Annotated in this window: 14 protein-coding genes and 1 pseudogene; 8 read left to right on the top strand and 7 right to left on the bottom strand. The window is 65.5% G+C overall.

The annotated features are described in order from the left end of the window. Positions 1-7 precede the first annotated feature (7 nt). The 3 genes from ACOQPH_RS00775 to ACOQPH_RS00765 all read right to left on the bottom strand — a co-directional run bounded on the left by ACOQPH_RS00775 (position 8) and on the right by ACOQPH_RS00765 (position 2,036). Positions 8-388, bottom strand: a complete 381-nt coding sequence (locus tag ACOQPH_RS00775; protein ID WP_420622864.1) for a hypothetical protein — start codon at positions 386-388, stop codon at positions 8-10. Positions 389-406: 18 nt separating this feature from the next. After that, positions 407-943: a hypothetical protein gene (locus ACOQPH_RS00770; protein WP_420622863.1), complete on the bottom strand. Its 537-nt coding sequence runs from the start codon at positions 941-943 to the stop codon at positions 407-409. Between the two features lie 115 nt (positions 944-1,058). Next, on the bottom strand, positions 1,059-2,036 hold the full coding sequence (locus ACOQPH_RS00765) for an LLM class flavin-dependent oxidoreductase (RefSeq protein WP_420622862.1): 978 nt from the start codon (positions 2,034-2,036) through the stop codon (positions 1,059-1,061). Between the two features lie 40 nt (positions 2,037-2,076). Here ACOQPH_RS00765 and ACOQPH_RS00760 point away from each other — a divergent pair, with 40 nt between their 5' ends. Further along, on the top strand, positions 2,077-2,568 hold the full coding sequence (locus tag ACOQPH_RS00760) for a globin (protein ID WP_420622861.1): 492 nt from the start codon (positions 2,077-2,079) through the stop codon (positions 2,566-2,568). A gap of 29 nt (positions 2,569-2,597) precedes the next feature. On the opposite strand, the gene ACOQPH_RS00755 is transcribed toward ACOQPH_RS00760, so the two are convergent. Beyond that, a complete protein-coding gene (locus ACOQPH_RS00755) occupies positions 2,598-2,942 on the bottom strand; it encodes a type II toxin-antitoxin system PemK/MazF family toxin (protein ID WP_420622860.1) in 345 nt (114 codons plus the stop codon). Then, positions 2,939-3,133 (bottom strand): hypothetical protein, encoded by a 195-nt coding sequence (locus ACOQPH_RS00750; RefSeq protein WP_420622859.1) that lies wholly within the window; start codon positions 3,131-3,133, stop codon positions 2,939-2,941. The genes ACOQPH_RS00755 and ACOQPH_RS00750 overlap by 4 nt, the downstream gene beginning before the upstream one ends. A 157-nt stretch (positions 3,134-3,290) precedes the next feature. Between ACOQPH_RS00750 and ACOQPH_RS00745 the strand changes: the two genes are divergently transcribed. Both ACOQPH_RS00745 and ACOQPH_RS00740 read left to right on the top strand, forming a co-directional pair. Continuing rightward, positions 3,291-4,166, top strand: coding sequence for an SCO6745 family protein (locus tag ACOQPH_RS00745; RefSeq protein ID WP_420622858.1), 876 nt, complete (start codon positions 3,291-3,293; stop codon positions 4,164-4,166). A 66-nt stretch (positions 4,167-4,232) separates the two neighbouring features. Further along, a complete protein-coding gene (locus tag ACOQPH_RS00740) occupies positions 4,233-4,733 on the top strand; it encodes an SRPBCC family protein (RefSeq protein WP_420622857.1) in 501 nt (166 codons plus the stop codon). Here ACOQPH_RS00740 and ACOQPH_RS00735 read toward each other — a convergent pair. Together ACOQPH_RS00735 and ACOQPH_RS00730 are read right to left on the bottom strand one after the other, a co-directional pair. After that, positions 4,730-5,467 carry an EthD domain-containing protein gene (locus tag ACOQPH_RS00735; RefSeq protein WP_420622856.1) on the bottom strand — a complete coding sequence of 246 codons (738 nt, stop codon included), beginning with the start codon at positions 5,465-5,467 and terminating at the stop codon, positions 4,730-4,732. The genes ACOQPH_RS00740 and ACOQPH_RS00735 overlap by 4 nt on opposite strands. Before the next feature lie 107 nt (positions 5,468-5,574). Next, positions 5,575-6,747, bottom strand: coding sequence for an aminotransferase class V-fold PLP-dependent enzyme (locus ACOQPH_RS00730; protein ID WP_420622855.1), 1,173 nt, complete (start codon positions 6,745-6,747; stop codon positions 5,575-5,577). A 175-nt stretch (positions 6,748-6,922) separates the two neighbouring features. Between ACOQPH_RS00730 and ACOQPH_RS00725 the strand changes: the two genes are divergently transcribed. The 5 genes and pseudogenes from ACOQPH_RS00725 (at position 6,923) to ACOQPH_RS00705 (ending at position 17,256) form a co-directional block, all read left to right on the top strand. After that, complete coding sequence (locus tag ACOQPH_RS00725) at positions 6,923-10,342, top strand: pyruvate carboxylase (RefSeq protein ID WP_420622854.1); 3,420 nt, start codon at positions 6,923-6,925, stop codon at positions 10,340-10,342. A gap of 29 nt (positions 10,343-10,371) precedes the next feature. Next, the gene (locus ACOQPH_RS00720; RefSeq protein WP_420622853.1) at positions 10,372-11,961 is read left to right on the top strand and encodes a class I adenylate-forming enzyme family protein; all 1,590 of its coding nucleotides are present in this window, start codon (positions 10,372-10,374) and stop codon (positions 11,959-11,961) included. 52 nt (positions 11,962-12,013) lie between these two features. Next, positions 12,014-13,336, top strand: a complete 1,323-nt coding sequence (locus ACOQPH_RS00715; RefSeq protein ID WP_420622852.1) for an aromatic ring-hydroxylating oxygenase subunit alpha — start codon at positions 12,014-12,016, stop codon at positions 13,334-13,336. After that, positions 13,333-15,787: pseudogene (locus tag ACOQPH_RS00710) on the top strand (FAD-dependent oxidoreductase). Before ACOQPH_RS00715 ends, ACOQPH_RS00710 begins: the two are co-directional and overlap by 4 nt. Before the next feature lie 560 nt (positions 15,788-16,347). Continuing rightward, positions 16,348-17,256, top strand: a complete 909-nt coding sequence (locus ACOQPH_RS00705) for a LysR family transcriptional regulator (protein WP_420622851.1) — start codon at positions 16,348-16,350, stop codon at positions 17,254-17,256. The last annotated feature ends 106 nt before the right edge of the window (positions 17,257-17,362 follow it).

The following is a 17,362-nucleotide window of genomic DNA, read 5'->3' as shown; positions in this document are numbered from 1 at the left end:
AGATTGCTCAGGCTTTCCGTGCGCGGCCGTCGGCCTTGGCGGCGGCCTGATCGCGTCGACGGGCTTCGCCCGCTGCAGCCAGGGCGGCCCGGTTCGAGTCGTCGACGCGCATGAAGTGTTCGCGCCAGCCGTCATTGTCGTCGGCATCCCATACATAGGACGTTTGCACGGTCGTGCGCGGCAGCCAGGCGCGCTCGAGCAGGTCGAGTGCGGTGCCCGCAATGTCGCGTTGCATCGCCACGTCGCCCGGCTTGCCGGTGGGATTGCCCAGCGGGAAGTCGGTGAACACGAAGCGCGCGACGCCACATTCTTCGACGATGTCACGGGCACTGCCAGCGACCACTGTCGGTATTCCGGCCTCTTCCAGGTGTCGTGCGACCAGACCCACGGTCTGGTGGCAGACGGGTCAGAGGGGGACCAACAGCGCAACGTCGACGCCGTCTTCGCGCATCCACTCCTCGATGCGGGGTGAGTCGTTGCGCTGCGTACGGCGCTGGCTGTAATCGGTGGGAATGCCGTAGAAGCGCTCTGACACCGCACCGATGCGTCCTTTGGCGGCAAATTCGCGCAGCCGGTTGATCGGCAAGTACGTGTCGAGATCTTCGGTGTGGGTGTTGTCCTTGTCCCAGAACAGGTCATTGTTGTAGAGGCCCTCGAGGGCGTCGTCGCAGCGCGCGGCGTAGGGCTGCTTCGGCCGGGCCGAGGGCACGCCGGCAGGCTCGCTGCCTGCCCGGAAGAACGATGTCGTGACCAAGCCGACTGTGCTCTGCGACAGCGGCTTGGACAGTGGGGTGAAAGCCACCTCGTGGCTGTATGCCCATTGGTACGGCTGCGGATAGCCGTTCGCCGCGTAGTACTCGCGCGACTTGTCGATGTAGCTCAGATACGACCGGCGTGCCCGCCGTCCGCTCGTCCGCCGCTGCGAACGTTGCGTCAACGCCATCGTCTCTCCCCTGCCTGCCGCTGGGTTCTTGCCAGCCTCACCACTGTGCGCCGACCCTGCGAGCCGGCGCACCAAGACTGTACGCGCCTCGCCCTGCGGGATGCCCGGTGCCGCCTCAGGCCGTCTCGCGCTGAACGGTCGGAATGACCTCTTCGAGATAGGCGTCAAGCGCGTCGTGGAGGATCGGCGCCCTCAACGCCACGTTGAGTCCCTGTGCGCCGGCCGCCCGGTATTCCAAGATCCGCTCGACCGCCATCTCGGGCGTGCCGACGAGCGCGCCTTCATCGAACCGGTTTGCGAGATCGCCCCACGGAGCGCGCCCGCGCCCGCGCTCGGCCTCCACTTCCGCGGGGTCGGTCACAAGATGAAACATCACGTTGATCGTTCGCTCGATTTCGGCCGGGTCGCGCCCGGCTGCGGTGGCATGTGAGTCGAGGAGCGCCGAGAGATGGGCAAACCGCTCCGGCGTGATGTAGGCGGCATTCCAGCCATCAGCAAGGCGCGCGGCCATCGGGATCGTGCGCCGCTCGCCGATCCCGCCGAGCCAGATCGGCAGCCGCTCCTGCACGGGAGCGGGCAGGCACGAAGCGTCGTCAGCACGAACCCAGCGGCCGTCGTAGCTCGTGCGCTCCTGGGTGAGCAGCGAACGGATGAGCTCGAACGACTCCTCCAGCATGTCGAAGCGCTCACCCAGCGACGGGAAGTCGTAGCCGAACGCGGCGGCTTCGGTTTCGTGCCGGCCGGAACCGAGACCCAGCGTGAAACGTCCTCCGCTGAAGTGATCCAGCGTGGTGGCGGCCTTGGCCAGCAAACCCGCGTTGCGATATCCGACGTAGAAGACGAGGCAGCCGATGCGGGCGTTGTGAGTGTCGGCCACCAGCGTTCCCAAGGTGGAAAGCGCCTCAAAGTGAGGCACCGTTCCGCCCTGCGGCGGTGCCTCGTACAGGTGGTCCCAGATGGAGATCCAGTCGGCACCTCCGGCGTCGAGTCGCTTCCACAGGTCACGCATCTGGGCGGCGGTCATGTTCTGTTGCCCGATGTGTGCGCCTAGCTGCATCGGCCCATCGCCGTGGGGGTGTTGTGTCGTAGTCACCCGCGCAAGCTAACCCGATGGCGCTCTTAGCCTGATTGCCGTGACCGAAGCTGACGCCATCCCGCCGAGCGAGACCGAAGGGTCCACATGGGGAGCGGGCGGACTGACGCTGGGCGGCAAGCTGGCCGATGCTGTGGAGCAGCCGCCCACGGTCTACGCCGCGGTCGGCGGGCAGCGGTTCTTTGACCAGTTGGTGGACCGGTTCTACGACGCCGTCGAGTCGGACCCGCTGCTGCGCCCCATGTATCCCCCCGACATGGGACCCTCTCGGCACCGACTGGCGGGATTCTTGGCCCAGTACTGGGGCGGGCCCGCCGACTACAGCGCCGAGCGCGGCCACCCGCGGCTGCGGATGCGTCACATGCCGTTCGCTATCGGCCAGGCCGAGCGGGATACCTGGATGCGCCACATGCTGGCATCGCTCGAGGCCGCAAAGCTGCCCGACGGGTCACCGCTCGACCCCGAGATCGCGAACGCCATGTTCGCCCACTTCGACAACGCCGCCACCCACCTCATCAACCAGCCCGACTGAACGTCGACGTGGCGGGCGTAAAGCACACGTCAAGGGACGTCGAGTAAGAGGGCGATGACCTCGCGGATCTGGGCCAGCGCGACTCCGCCGACGTTCCCACGTGGTTCCTGCAACCGTGCTGTAGCCACCGCGCGGACGTGCTGACACTGAGCGGCTGAGCGCTCGTCTAGACCATTGCTCGGATCGGCCGCTATCTCGATCTCCGAAGCGAACCTGCGAAACCGTGATGTCAGGGGCACAACATGGACGATGGCCGGGTTGGCATCGAGGACACGCTGCGCAGTGACGACGATCGCTGGGTGCGGGAAGCCTGCTTCGTGCCCAATGGGCGTACTGAGGTCAACGTTGACAACGTCGCCTGCGCTGAACGTCATCCCAAGTCGGCGTCGAGCCACGCGGACTCGACTTCGTCGAGATCTGCACGAAGCTCTGCGCCGATCTGATCTTGTCGAAGGCGACGCACCGCCAACGACACGGTTTCGCCCACAGTCATGGCCATCGCTGCGGCGAGATGTTTGAGTTCGCGATGCGTCGCAACGTCGATACGCACACTCGTGCTCTGCATGTCGGGAGGATAGCGCCGCATGCAGATATATATGCATATCTGCATGCAGTTTTGGCGGCATACGCCGCTCCAGCGGACCGTCGACGATGTGCACGCTCTTTCACTCAGATCAACTGAGCGTTACGCCGCGGGCAGAGGCGGGATAGAACATCGGGCGATGGCTGAGACAACCAGAATGCGAGCACGGCAGATGTGGGAGTGCGTGGAGCGCTATCACCAGCTCTGCTACTGGGCTCCCGAAGTGCGTGAGACGGGCTCTGCGGCGGGGTTGCGGGGGTTCTGGATGAACTACTTCGCGACGCGGGTGGCGCCGCTCGGCCCGGTGCCCGCCAGCGTCGTGGAGTCGCTGTTCTTCTACTACGCACCGGCGCGAGTTCGGCGGGCGATCCCGGATGCTTGGGCGTATTCGTCACCTCCAGCAGTGCTGGCGGCGCGCTACGAAGGCATGGACGCTGCACTGAGACGTGAGCTGGGCCAGTTGGTCGACAGCGAGGAGGTGCGTCGCTGCGTCGACGTCGTGCGCGCAGCCTGCGATGCAGCCGACCCGGTCGGGCGCGTGCTGTTCGCGGGCTGGGCTTCGCTGGACTGGCCTGATGAGCCCCACCTGGCGCTGTGGCACGGAAGCACGCTGCTGCGCGAGTACCGCAGCGGGTGCCACTTGGTGGCGCTCGCGGCAGCTGGTCTGGGGGGCTGTGAGTCAGTGGTTTCCCAGGTCGCCGTCGATGAGGCGCCGCACGAGTGGATCAGCCAAGAAGCCGGCTGGACCCCCGAAGAGGCTGCCGAGGCGTACGCGAGCCTGCGAGCACGCGGCTGGGTGGACGCGGACGGCTGGGCCACACAAGCTGGACGCGAAGGCCGTACCGAGATCGAAGCAATGACCGATCGGCTCGACGGCGCCCACTGGGCCGCGGTGGGAGACGGGCCGGCCGACGCCTTGCTCGCAGACATGGCACCCATCAATGCGGTGCTGCCGCCCGACGACCAGATCGACTGGCGCGAGCTCTATCTGGCGAACGAGACCCGCACCGACTGAGGCACGCCCGCCCAAGCCGCAGGAGAACAAGGCGGGTGGGCGGCGACATCTGCAAGGCTGCGGCTCATGAGCGAGCAACTGATAGGACACGTCGACAACCCGGTCATGGAGCACGCGGACTCCATCGACATCGATGCTCCCCCGTCGAAGGTGTGGGGAATGGTGACTGCGCTGGATCGCTACGGCGAGTGGAGCAGCGAGAACACCGGCGGCTACTGGCGCAAGGGTCCTGACGGCGAGCCCGGGACCGGCCAGGTCGGCGACATGTTCGTAGGCATCAACCGGCGTGACGGCGAGGAATGGAAGGCACCCGTCGAGATCATTCGCCGGGTCGACAACGAAGACTTTGCGTTCGTCACGGGCGGTCTCGAATACAACATCGTTCTGTGGCGCTACCAGCTGGTACCCAAAGGCGACGGCACGATGCTGACCGAGACCTGGACGCTGCGAAAGCTGTCGCCCCGCATGGTCGAGCACGGTCAAGGTGAGGTCGACCAGCGGGCCCACAATGCGCGCACGAGCATCCGAGCGACGCTCGAAGCGATGAAGGCGGCCGCAGAGGCCTAGCCGGGAATGCCGATCATCTGCGTGCGTGAACGCAGGACCACCATGCGCTTGATGTCGACGAAGGCGCCAAAGCCGTCTTCGGTGACCGTCGACTTGTACGCCTCCCAGCCGTCCGGGTCGGCGAAATAGAGCTCGGCCATGCCCATGTAGGGCTCGTCGGCCGGGTTGACGCTGTGGTTGACCACGTAGCGCAATCCGCCGATCTCTCCCATAACGCCGCGCACGTTCGGCGCATGTGCCTCCAGCCAGTGCCGGAACGCCTCGTCGACGTCGACGCCGTCGCGGGCGGGCACCAGGAACGTCACCTTGTAGAAGCCCGAACGCGTCGCCGGGAACGGCTCGTTCAGCGTGTTGGGGACGACAGGCAGGCTGCCGTCGAGCACCACGTACTCCGTCACCGGCCACTGCACATACGGTTCGGCCTTTTCCTGGAACGTGTCGGCCGGCGTGGTCCCGTGCGGCGCGTCTGGGGGCGGGAACGGCCGCTCGAACCACAGCTGGGCCATGCCGTCCCACGCGGCATCGCTGCCATCATCACGACGCTCGAACAGCGTGGCGATGTATTTCTGGGCGTGGAGCTTGCCCGCCGCGGCCTGCCGCTGCTGGCCCTCGATCACGTTCGGCATGTGGTTCTTGAACCAGTTCGCCACCAGCTCGTCGCGTGAGGCTTCGGGACGCCGCTTGATCAGGTAGATCATCTTCGCCGCCGGGTTGGCTGTGATTTCGCCTGACATGGATGCCTCCTCGACAAGGGCGGTCGGGCCGCAGCCGACCTGCGTGCCGCGATCCTGCCACTTGTCCCCGGTCGTCGCAGCGCCGCAGTCGCGCCGGCGCTCGGAAGTCAGGTGCCCAATTCCGCCACAAGTGCCTCGGCCAGGCGGTCGTAGTCGCCTTGTTGGTTGTAGAGGTGGGCAGAGATCCGCAGGACTCGTTCCGGCGGGGCAGGCCACGTGAACACTGGCACCTCGATGCCGTGCCGGTCCCGCAGCGCCCCCATGAGCGGGTCAAAGATTGCAGAACCCGAATTGTCGGCGGGCGGCAACGGCACGCTCGCGATCGCGCCAATCATGTCGCCAGGTGCTGGCGACTCGATGCTGAGGGCTTCGACCAGCCGCTCCCGTCCCTGTAAGCACCGCTCACGGATGACGTTGCGCACACCCGGCCAGCCGTCGGGGTGCATCGCCTCCACAGTGGTCAGCGCATCGGGGACAGTCAGCCACGCGCTCGGGTCATGAGTTCCCGTCCAGTCGAACTGGGCGTGGAGGTGGCCTCCTTCAGACGGCCATCCGCCGTTGTACCCATGGCTGATAACCGCCGGGTACACGTCATCACGCCGATCGGGCCGCACCCACAAGAACGCGGCGCCCTTGGCCGAGCACATCCACTTGTGGCAGTTGGCCGTGACGTAGGACGCACCCAACCGGGACACGTCGAAGTCGATCATGCCGGGGGCGTGCGCAGCATCGACCAGAACCCGCACGTCGGGCTCTAGCCGTGCCACAAGCTCGGCCACCGGCAGCACTAGCCCTGTTGCCGAAGTCACTGCGTCGATCAGCAAGATGCGGGTGCGTTCGGTCACGGCGGCGACCACGGCATCGACCACTTCGCGCTCGTGCTCAAGCGGGAACGGCACTGCCGCGGTGGTGACCACCGCCCCAGCCCGCGACGCCGACACGATTGCGGCGTTGGTGCACGCGTTGTACTCGTGGTCGGTTACCAAGATCTCGTCGCCGGGTTCCAGGCTCGGCTCTAGCGATCGGAACACGGCGTTGACGCCGGCCGTGGCATTCGTGACAAACACCAGGCCCGCCTCGTCGGCACCGACGAAGTGGGCCACAGCTCGCCGTGCCTGGTCCAGCCGTTCCTGGTACTCGCCTTCCAGGAAGAACCGTGTGGGATTCAGCTCGATGCGCTCCCGGATGCCTTGCTGTGCCTCGAGTACCGCCGCAGGGGTTGCGCCGAACGAACCGTGATTGAGGTGCAGTACTCCCGGGTCCAATAGCCACGCAGTCACGCAGCGCACGCTAGGTCAGCGAAAACAGAGGCGGCGCGGAGAACGGCTGCCACGCTTTCTATGTGCAAATTTGCCGCCTGAGGCGGCATTTCTGCGCAGAGTCGAGGCAAACGGGGCTGACAGGTACCACCACCTCTCCGCCGACGCTCATAATGTCTGAGCACCGGAGGTCGTCATGAAGAAACTCCTGGTGGCCAACCGAGGCGAGATCGCCATCCGTGCCTTCCGGGCGGCAACTCAACTCGGCATCCGCACGGTCGCGATCCTCCCCGTCGAGGAAGAACGCAGCGGCGCCTTGCACCGCATCAAGGCAGACGAGGCGTACGTCATCGGCGAACCGGGTCGGCCAGTTCGGGCTTATCTCGACCACGCCGCCATCGTCGCGAAGGCGGTCGAGGTGGGTGCCGATGCCGTCTATCCGGGGTACGGATTCTTGTCGGAGAGTCCTGATCTTGCCGAAGCCTGCGCATCGGCGGGCATCGTGTTCGTCGGGCCCAGCGCGGCGGTGCTGCGGCTGACCGGCAACAAGATGCGGGCGCGGCAAGCCGCCGACGAAGCCGGCTTGCCGGTGCCGCGCCAGTCGGCACCCATCGACGACGCCGACGCCGACATCATCGCCACTGCACACGAGATCGGCTTTCCGCTGTTCGTGAAGGCTGCCTCCGGCGGCGGCGGGCGAGGCATGCGGCGGGTGGAAAAGCCTGCGGATTTAGCGGGGGCCGTCGACGCTGCTCGGCGGGAAGCCCACAGCGCGTTCGGGGACGGCACGGTCTTTCTCGAAGAAGCAATGACCGATGTCCGCCACATTGAGGCACAGGTTCTCGCCGATGCCGGCGGCAGCGTCGTACATCTGTACGAACGGGACTGCTCGGTGCAGCGGCGCTTCCAAAAGGTCGTCGAGATGGCGCCTGCGCGCGACCTCGACGAGGCCGTGCGTGCACAGTTGCTGGACGACGCCGTGCGGTTTGCCCGGTCGATCAGCTACGTCAACGCCGGCACGGTGGAGTTCTTGGTGGACCGCAGCGGTCGTCACGTATTCATCGAGATGAATCCCCGCATCCAGGTCGAGCACACCGTGACCGAGGAGGTCACCGACGTCGACCTGGTGGAATCGCAGCTGCGGATCGCGGCGGGTGCTTCGCTGGCGGACCTCGGCCTGCGCCAGGATCGCATAGCGCTGCGCGGCTACGCCATGCAGTGCCGGGTGACCGCCGAGGACCCATCGAACGACTTTCGACCCGACACGGGCCGAATCGTGGCCTACCGGCCCGCTAGCGGTGCGGGGGTTCGTCTTGACGGGTGCGTGTACCAGGGCGTCGAGATCACGCCGCACTTCGATTCGATGATCGAGAAGATCACCTGCCGGGGCCCCGACTTCGACACCGTGGTGCGCCGCATGCAGCGCACGCTTGCGGAGTACCGGGTTCGGGGAGTGTCCACCAATCAGCCGTATCTGCAGGCGATCCTCGCTGACGAGCAGTTCCGCAGCGGGCCGGTCACGACGACGTTCATTGACGATCGGCCCGAGCTGACAGCTGCCTCCGTCGGGGCTGACCGAGCCACGCGCCTGCTGCGCTACCTGGCTGATGTCACCGTGCACCTGCCGAACGGCCCGGCGCCGACACGTGTCAGTCCGGTGTTGAAACTGCCGCCCAGGCAGTCGGGCGCGCCGCCTGTGGGATCGCGGCAGCGGCTCGTCGAGCTGGGCCCGGAGAAGTTCGCAGCCGATCTGCGGGCTTCGGTAACGGTGGCGGTCACTGACACGACGTTGCGCGACGCCCACCAGTCGATCCTGGCGACCCGGCTGCGCACGATCGACCTCGTCGCGGGTGCTCGCCAGATGGCCCACGCGATGCCGCAGCTGCTCAGCATGGAGTGCTGGGGCGGCGCCACGTTCGACGTCGCGTTGCGGTTCCTTCACGAGGACCCGTGGCAGCGGCTCGCGCAGATTCGTGCTGGGGCGCCGAACATCTGCACCCAGATGCTGCTGCGCGGTCGCAACACCGTGGGGTACTCGCCGTATCCCGATTCGGTGGTTGGCCATTTCGTGGCGGAAGCGGCGGCGACGGGCATGGACATCTTCCGAGTCTTCGACGCGTTCAACGCCATCGACCAGATGCGGCCCGCTATCGACGCCGTTCTGGATGCGGGTGCCGTCGCTGAAGGCACGATCTGCTACTCGGGAAACCTCTCGAGCCAGTCCGAGGACCTGTATACCCTCGACTACTACTTAGATGTTGCAGAGCAGCTGTCGAATACCGGCGTCCACATCCTGTGCATCAAGGACATGGCCGGGCTGTTGCGGCCTGCTGCCGCTGCGACGCTGGTGACGGCGCTGCGGGAACGCTTCAGCCAGCCGGTGCACCTGCACACCCACGACACCGCCGGTGGCCAGCTAGCGACGTATCTCGCTGCGGTCGACGCGGGCGTGGATGCCATTGACGCCGCCGCGCCGCCACTGTCGGGCATGACGTCGCAGCCGTCGATCGCCTCGGTGGTGGCCATGACCGACGACACCGACCGGGCAACCGGGCTGAGTCTCGACGCGATCGGCGATCTCGAGCCGTATTGGGAGGCAGTGCGGCGTATCTACGCACCATTCGAGGCGGGGCTGCCGTCGCCTACGGGCACCGTGTACCGCCATGAGATACCCGGCGGGCAGCTGTCGAACCTGCGGTCTCAGGCGCGTGCACTCGGGATCGGCCACCGCTTCGAAGAGGTGGAGCGGCTCTACGCAGCGTGCAACGAGCTGCTCGGGCGCCCCATCAAGGTGACGCCGTCGTCAAAGGTCGTGGGCGACTTGGCCCTGCATCTCGTGGCGTCAGGCGTCACGCCGGCTCAGCTCGCCGACGATCCCGCAAGCGTGGATTTGCCTGACAGCGTCATCGGTTTCCTGCACGGCGAGCTCGGCACTCCCCCGGGAGGATTCCCCGAACCGTTCCGCTCGCGTGCGACTGCGGAGCGTCATTGGTCGCCGAAGACCAAGGATCTCACCGCGGACGACGAGGCGGGCCTTGCGGATGATCGCCGGGTCACGCTGAACCGGCTGCTGTTTCCCACACCCTCGGCGGCCCAAGCTGAGAACGAGCACCGCTACGGCGATCTCTCGGTGCTGCCGTCGCTGCTGTTCTGGTACGGGCTCGACGCCCACGAAGACGACACCGCCGTCGTGCTCGGCCCCGGCGTGCGGTTGCTGCTGGGCCTGCGGTCGATCAGCGAGCCGAACGGCGAAGGCACCCGGATCATCAGCTTCAGGGTCAACGGACAGCCCCGCGACATCGACACCGTTGACCGCACGGTGGCCTCGGATCGTCCCGAGCACGCACGCGCCGATCCGGACCGGCCAGGCCACGTCGCGGCACCGTTCCGCGGCGCCGTCAACGTCTCGGTCTCCGTCGGCGACCGCGTGACTGCCGGCGACACGATTGCCGTGATCGAAGCCATGAAGATGGAATCGTCGATCTCGGCGCCAGTGACCGGCACCGTCGAATCCATTGCCGCGGAGCCAGGCGCCCTCCTCGAACCCGGTGATCTCATCGCCGAGATCCGTCCCGCCGGCCGCTCTGGAAGTCCCGAGACCGAGCACGACGCGTAGCTGGCATCGCCGCTAATTTCGGCAGCATCATGCTGCAGCCGTTCACCATTGCCGATTGCGTCGCAACGAACGCCCGGTCCTATCCGGACCGGTGCGCGATCGAAGTGCTCGACCCACGCCTAACCGGAGGCCTCGAGCCCGTCGAGACGTGGACGTACGGCCAGCTCTGGGCCCGAACCGAGGCCATCACAGATGCGCTGGGGCCAGTCGAGCTGGGGCCTCATGGGCAGATGGCTGGGCTCCTGCTTCCCAATGGCGCCGACTACGCCGCTGCGTATCTGGCATGCCAGCTCGTCGGCGCAGCTGCAGTCCCGGTCAACAGCCGACTTGCCGAACCCGAGATCCACTACGTGCTCGAAGACTCGGGCGCCTCGGTGCTTCTGGCCGCGGAGCCGTTCATCGACATCGCCCAGCGGGTCACGGCCGATCTCGGAATCAGGCTGATCGACGCCACCGCGATTGGGGCCTCGGCGCCAACGAGGTGGTCGCGGCCCATCGGGCCGTATGCCGACATCGATCCCAGCACGGGTCGGCTGGTGCCAAGCGTCACGCCGAGCGACACCACCACCGATGAGCGCACCGCCATGATCGCGTATACCTCAGGGACGACCGGTTTCCCGAAGGGGAGCATCAACACCAACACCGGATTCCTGATGCGCCTGATGCACTGGAGCTGGACGTTCGGGCTGACCGGCCGCGAAGTCGTGTCCACGCCAGGTCCGATGTTCCACCTCTCCTATGGCGGCCTGACGCTGGCGCAACTGGTGGCTGGCGGTCGGGTCCGGGTGATGACCGCATTCGAACCGCAGGCATCCCTCGACGAGTACGCCCAGCACAGCACATGGGCGTTCCTGGTGCCCTCCATGACCGCTGCAATCGCCGAGGCGTGGCGGGGGGCCGGGCGGCCGCCATTGAACGCTTTGAGGTATCTGCTCTCAGCAGGGGCGCCGGGACCGATGTCCCTGCTCGACGAGGCATTCGACATCTTTCCGAACGCCGAGATCACCGACGGCTACGGCTGGACCGAAGCCGGCTGGGTGACCTACGACATCAAGGACCGTGCCGCTCTCGTGCCTCATTGCGTGGGGGGGCCGACGCCAGGCTCAGTCGTCAAGGTCGTCGACCCTGATACCTGCGAGGAGGTTCCCGTCGGCATCGCCGGCGAGGTGGTCGCCACGTCGGTGGTGCCATTCGAGGGCTACCTGGGTCGGCCCGAAGCCACCGAGGCGGCCTACACACCTGACGGATTCGCCCGCTCGGGCGACGTAGGCATCATGTCGGCCGACGGCCGTCTGGCGATCGTGGACCGGGTCAAGGACATGATCATCAGCGGCGGAGAGAACGTGTACTGCGCCGAGGTCGAACGGATCCTCGTCTCCCATCCGCAGGTCGCCGAGGCAGCCGTGGTCGGACTGCCGGACGAACAGTGGGGAGAGCGGGTCGCGGCAACGGTGGTCCCACACGACGGCGAAGAGCCCGACCCGGCTGGCGTCATCGCCTTTGTGCGAGAACGGCTCGCCCACTACAAGTGCCCCCGGGAGGTGATGATCGTGTCCGAACTGCCTCGCAACGCCATGGGAAAGGTGCTCAAGCCGCGGCTGACCGAGCAGTTCTGCTGACGTCCGCGCACTGCTGTTCGGAGAGTTGGCGAGAACGGGCTAGAACTACGAAATGACGACTCCACTGGCACGGCCGAAGGCCGAATGGACACAATCGGCGTCTGAATTCTGGGCTCCGAATCGCAAGCCGGTCGAAGCCGCGTTCGCGATGCAGCCCGCGGTCTACGCCGACGAGGAGTTCTTTGCTGCTGAGCAGGAGCGGCTGTTCGGCCGGGCGTGGGTTGGGGTGGCCCTGGCTTGTGAGGTGGCGCGCCCAGGTCGGCTGCTGGTGCGTTCGGTCGGCGGACGCTCCGTTCTGCTGACCCGAACGGAAACGGGACTGCACGGCTTCTTGAACTCCTGCAGACACCGTGGCACCGAGCTCGCCGAGGCCGATTGTGACATCGCAAACACGATCCGCTGCCCCTATCACCGCTGGCACTACAGCGCGGACGGCCATCTCGTGTCCGCACCGATGTTCGACACGGTGCCGCGAGATGGCTTCGACTTGGCGGACTACGGACTGATTCGGGTGAGAGTGGATACCTGGGGTCCGCTCGTGTTCGCATGTCTCGACAACGACTCCCCGCCGTTGAGCGCGTGGCTCGGCGATCTGGGTGACCGCATGGCCGCCTACGACTTCGAGAAGTGGCGTCCCGCCCAGCTCGATGGAGCGACGTGCACCTTCGACGTGGCCACCAACTGGAAGCTCATTGTCGAGAACTTTGCCGAGTACTACCACCTGCCCTGGGTGCATCCGGAGCTGGCCAAGGTGTCGCGTGTCGCCGATCACTATCGCTACCAGGGGCCAGGCATGTACTGCGGGCAAACCACCACGCCGGTGTCGGGGGACGAGCGTGACGATTGGCTGAAACTGCCTGCAGCGACCGGCCTCCACAACTCTGATGCCGCCAGTGGCAGATTCGTTGCGCTCTTTCCCAACGTCTTGCTGGCCGTGCTGCCGAGCCACATGTTCCTGATGACGCTGCAGCCGCTGGGCGCAGGCCGCACCCTTGAACACTGCACGTTTCTGTTCCCACCCGGTCCGATGACTGGGCCCGAGCCGCCGGCCGCGTTGCGCGAGTCGTTCGAGATCACGCGCCGCTTCTGGATCGAAGTGAACGACGAGGACATCGACATCTGCGAGCGGGCCCAGCGCGGCATCTCGTTGGGCGGTGCGCCTCCGGGACCACTGGCCCCTCGGTTCGAGGAACCGCTGAATCGCTTCCACAAGATGACGGCGGACCTGATGACGCTCCCCTGTGTGGCCGACTTGACGGTGCCTGCGGGCGACCGTCCCGGAAACGCCGACCACTACGGCAGTGAGCCGAACCCCTTGCCGCCAGCCACAGAACTCGACGCAACGGCCTCATCGGTGCAAACTTCGTCGTCGTGACCGACCGGGTACAGGCCGTCGTGATCGGCGGCGGCGTCGTTGGCGCTCTTTCACCTGACTCGCGCCGGCTGGACCGACGTGGTGCTGCTCGAGCGTTCTGAGCTGACGGCGGGTTCCACGTGGCACGCCGCCGGCGGAATGCATCCGATCAATTCTGACCCGACTGTGGCGAAGCTGTAGAAGTACACGATCGATCTGTACGGCGAAATCGAAGCACTCTCGGGCCAGGACTGCGGCATCCATGTGGCCGGCGCGATCTCGCTGGCCGACACGCCTGAACGTCTCGACTGGCTTCGGATGACCGACGCACGCGGACGATATCTCGGCATTACCTCCGAGATGATCTCGGCGGACGAGGCCGCGGCGCTTATGCCCATCGTCGATCCGAGCCAATTCGTCGGAGCGATGTTCGATGCCGACCACGGCCATGTCGATCCGACGGGCGTGACCTACGCCTATACCAGTGCGGCGATGGCGGCCGGGGCACAGGTCCGCCGCCATACATGGGCTCGCCGCATCGAGCGCACACCCGACGGGGCTTGGCGGATAGGGCTCTACGACACAGCCCGCGGCGACCGCGGCGGCGCATCAAACACCGCCGACTGCGACGACTGAATCGAAGCGTTGCATGTCGTAAACGCGGGTGGCCTGTGGGCTCGCGAGGTCGGGCGCATGGTGGGACTCGAGATGCCCGTGCTCGCCATGGAGCACACCTACGTGATCACCGAGCCCGTCTCCGAGATCGTCGTCCACAACGAGCGCACCGGCGAAGAACTCATGGGCGCGATCGATTTTGGCGGTGAGATCTACACGCGCCAAGAGGGTCAGGGCCTGCTGGTCGGAACTTATGAGCAGGCGGCTGTGGCTTGGCAGCGCCAGCAGACGCCGTGGGACTTCGACAAGCGCCTGCTGACGCCCGACCTCGATCGCATCGCCCCGTCGCTGGAAACCGCCTTCAAGCATTTTCCGGTGCTTGCCGATGTCGGCATCGCACGGGTCGTCAACGGGCCGTTCACCTTTGCGCCTGATGGGAATCCTCTCGTTGGTCCGATCCGCGGTTTGCCGGGCTTCTGGTCGGCTTGCGCGGTGATGGCTGGACTCTCGCAGGGAGGCGGGGTTGGGCTCGCGCTCGCCAACTGGATGACGTCCGGGGATCCCGGTTTCGACGTGTGGGCCATGGACGTCGCCAGGTTCGGCGACTGGGCAACTCGCTCCTACACCGCCGCCATGGTGTGCGAGAACTACCAACGACGCTTCAGCATCCGCTTCCCGAACGAATTCTTCGGTGAGGGTCGTCCGCTCGCGACCACCCCGATTTACGAGGACCAGCGCCAGGCCGGGGCAGTCTTCGGCGACGCCTTCGGCTTGGAGGTGCCGCTGTGGTTCGCGCCCAAGGTGGGGAACGTCGAGGACGTCACCTTCGGACGCTCCAACGCATGGCCCCATGTGAGAGCCGAAGTTCACGCCGTTCGCAACGACCTCGGGCTCATGGAGGTGTCGGGGTTCGCCAAGTTCCTCGTCGAAGGGCCCGGTGCGCGGGCGTGGCTCACGCACCTCACCGCGGGCAGGTTGCCGCGACCGGGTCGAATCGCTCTCGCACCGATGTGCAATGAGCAGGGGAATCTCACCGGCGACCTCACCATCGCCTGCCTGCCTCCAGCGATCGGGAGCACCGATGGACCTGCACAGACGGTGACAGCAGGCGCCACGGCGAGTACATCGAGCAGCGAGTGCTTCATGATCTTCGGTTCGGGCGTTGCCGAGCGTTACTACGAGCGCTGGTTCGACGAGGATCTCGCCCGCTGAAGGGGCACAGCGCCGGATGGACCGGCGTCAAGGGGCACAGCGCCGGATGGACCGGCGTCAAGGGAACCCGTGTGGTACCGCACGCTTGGCACGCAACTGTGCGGCGTGGCCATCGCAGGACCGAAATCGAGGACGCTGCTGGCCGAAGTCACTGACGCTGATGTTTCGCGCGAAGCCCTGGGCTTCGGCAGCTTGGCACGCGAGTACCGACCCACCTATGACCCCCTCGAGGCTGGTCTGGGCCGCTTCATCCGGTTCGCGAGATCCAACGACGATGGCACAGACTTCGTCGGCCGGTCAGCACTCATCGCCAAGTACGGACCTCAGGGACCTGGAGCTGGTGTCAACCCAGCGCCGCAGGGTTCGATGGCGCTGCGCACGTGAACCATCCCGGGCGTGAGGGGTCGCTCCGGCTTCGATGCCGAGGCCGATGAACCCATCTTCTGCAATGGCGACCCGGTCGGCTGGGTTACTTCAGGTGGCTATGCCCACTACAGCGATGTATCGGTCGCCATGGGCTATGTGCCGGTCGAGTTTGCCAACGACGATGTCGAATTCGAAGTAGAGATCGTGGGCAAGCGGCGTCGTGCCCAGCTTGCGGACGGCTGCCTCTGGGACCCAGGCGGCGCTGCAATGCGCTGCTGAGCGCCGCCCGAGGTCGTTCATCGACAATTCCGCCTATTGGCACACGCTTGGCTCAGCATTTTCGTGGCGTGACGGTGGCGCTTTGTATCGATCACCTCTATTGGTGTCAAGACATGCATCCCATTGTCTCTGGTATCCCGATAGTCCCGGACGCATCGTGCGCTTGACATTCATGCATCGCGCGGGAGGAAATGCGCCGGTGTCACAGACAGGTGTGTATGGAAGCCCAGGTGTGCAATGTGCAAGATTCTTACGAGATACGAGTGAAGTGATACATATTGCATATACCAAGCCGTGATGACCAATCCCACCGCAGTGGTGCCGTTTAGTATGGACGTATACTTCATAGTTTCCTGTTTTCGGCAGAGGAATAGCGGCAATCTCATTCTTATGGTCACACTAATGGCGAGCCAGATATCGACACAGAACGCATGTGAACCGTGCTCCAGCACGAAAATCGCCGCTCGATACGACAAAATTCATACGAAACAATTGTACGTTCTTAATAACGTCTATTATATCTACTCATATATCTCATCCAGGCTGGCGATCTTGTAGCTATGTCTTCACGTTTGGAAATGCACCACTACGAGACCATCGTGGCGGTTTCGGACACCGGATCAGTCACCGCGGCGGCTGGCCGACTCCATGTCAGCCAATCTGCCGTCAGCCATCGATTGGCAGAGGCCGAACGGCGGCTCGGCGGGCGCTTATTCGAACGCCGCCCGTCTCGTGGCATGCAGCCGACGCCCGCTGCGCTCGCTCTGTGCCAAGCCGCCCATCGCGCGATGCCGGACTTGGGCCGCGCCGAACGGGATTTCATGCGCAGTGTCGGTGGGACGACCGCCACCGTTCGCATCGGAGTCGGCTCTTACGACTGCTACCACTGGCTGGCGCCATTCGCCGCGGCAGCGAACGAGCGATTGGAAGGACTGCTGCTGGAACTCGTCGTCATTGGTGACGCGCCAGCACAGCGACTCGCTGACGGTACGGCTGACCTCGTACTTGCTCCTGGTCCCGCTCAGGGAACAAATGAAGCACTGCACGTGTTCACAGACGAACTCGTGCTCGTCACCCACCCGGGGCATCGCCTTGCGAGCCGTTCATGGATCGGACCCGAGGCGTTAGCCGAAGAGGACTACTTCACCTACAACCGTCAACCATCGCCGGGCTTCGAGTACGAACGCTTTCTTCGACCCTCTGGAGTTTCGCCTCGCACGATTACGGTGCTTGAGCAAACGGGTGCGATCGCCGAAATGATCGCAGCCGATTTTGGAGTATCGATTCTCAGCCGGTGGGCGATGTCGCCGTGGATGGACACAGGACGACTCACAGCCGTGCGTTGCGGCCGCTCCGGCCTCGAACTGGAGTGGTCGGCACTCATGCGTGCAGAGACCGACGACGACGCGCCGGAGCGTCAAGTCGCCAATGCCATCGTCGCGTGGCTCGGAGATCCAAAGCACAGCTGAGCCCGAGCGCGGCCAGTAGGCCGTCAGGAGAAACTGACGCGCGTGTGGGCGCTCGTGCGCAACACAGACTCCTGGTCGAACCGCTGGCGATACTCCCGGGCGATCT

The sequence above is a fragment of the Candidatus Poriferisodalis sp. genome, assembly GCF_965221945.1.
In the GTDB taxonomy this organism is placed as follows: Bacteria; Actinomycetota; Acidimicrobiia; order Acidimicrobiales; family Poriferisodalaceae; genus Poriferisodalis.
The sequence above is the reverse complement of the archived record's forward strand: the minus strand, read 5'-3'. Positions and strand labels throughout refer to the sequence as shown.

Coding starts and splice junctions, on each gene's coding strand:
- ACOQPH_RS00770 (WP_420622863.1), bottom strand. CDS start 943: ATGGCGTTGACGCAACGTTCGCAGCGGCGGACGAGCGGACGGCGGGCA.
- ACOQPH_RS00755 (WP_420622860.1), bottom strand. CDS start 2,942: ATGACGTTCAGCGCAGGCGACGTTGTCAACGTTGACCTCAGTACGCCC.
- ACOQPH_RS00750 (WP_420622859.1), bottom strand. CDS start 3,133: ATGCAGAGCACGAGTGTGCGTATCGACGTTGCGACGCATCGCGAACTC.
- ACOQPH_RS00745 (WP_420622858.1), top strand. CDS start 3,291: ATGGCTGAGACAACCAGAATGCGAGCACGGCAGATGTGGGAGTGCGTG.
- ACOQPH_RS00740 (WP_420622857.1), top strand. CDS start 4,233: ATGAGCGAGCAACTGATAGGACACGTCGACAACCCGGTCATGGAGCAC.
- ACOQPH_RS00735 (WP_420622856.1), bottom strand. CDS start 5,467: ATGTCAGGCGAAATCACAGCCAACCCGGCGGCGAAGATGATCTACCTG.
- ACOQPH_RS00725 (WP_420622854.1), top strand. CDS start 6,923: ATGAAGAAACTCCTGGTGGCCAACCGAGGCGAGATCGCCATCCGTGCC.
- ACOQPH_RS00720 (WP_420622853.1), top strand. CDS start 10,372: ATGCTGCAGCCGTTCACCATTGCCGATTGCGTCGCAACGAACGCCCGG.
- ACOQPH_RS00715 (WP_420622852.1), top strand. CDS start 12,014: ATGACGACTCCACTGGCACGGCCGAAGGCCGAATGGACACAATCGGCG.
- ACOQPH_RS00705 (WP_420622851.1), top strand. CDS start 16,348: ATGTCTTCACGTTTGGAAATGCACCACTACGAGACCATCGTGGCGGTT.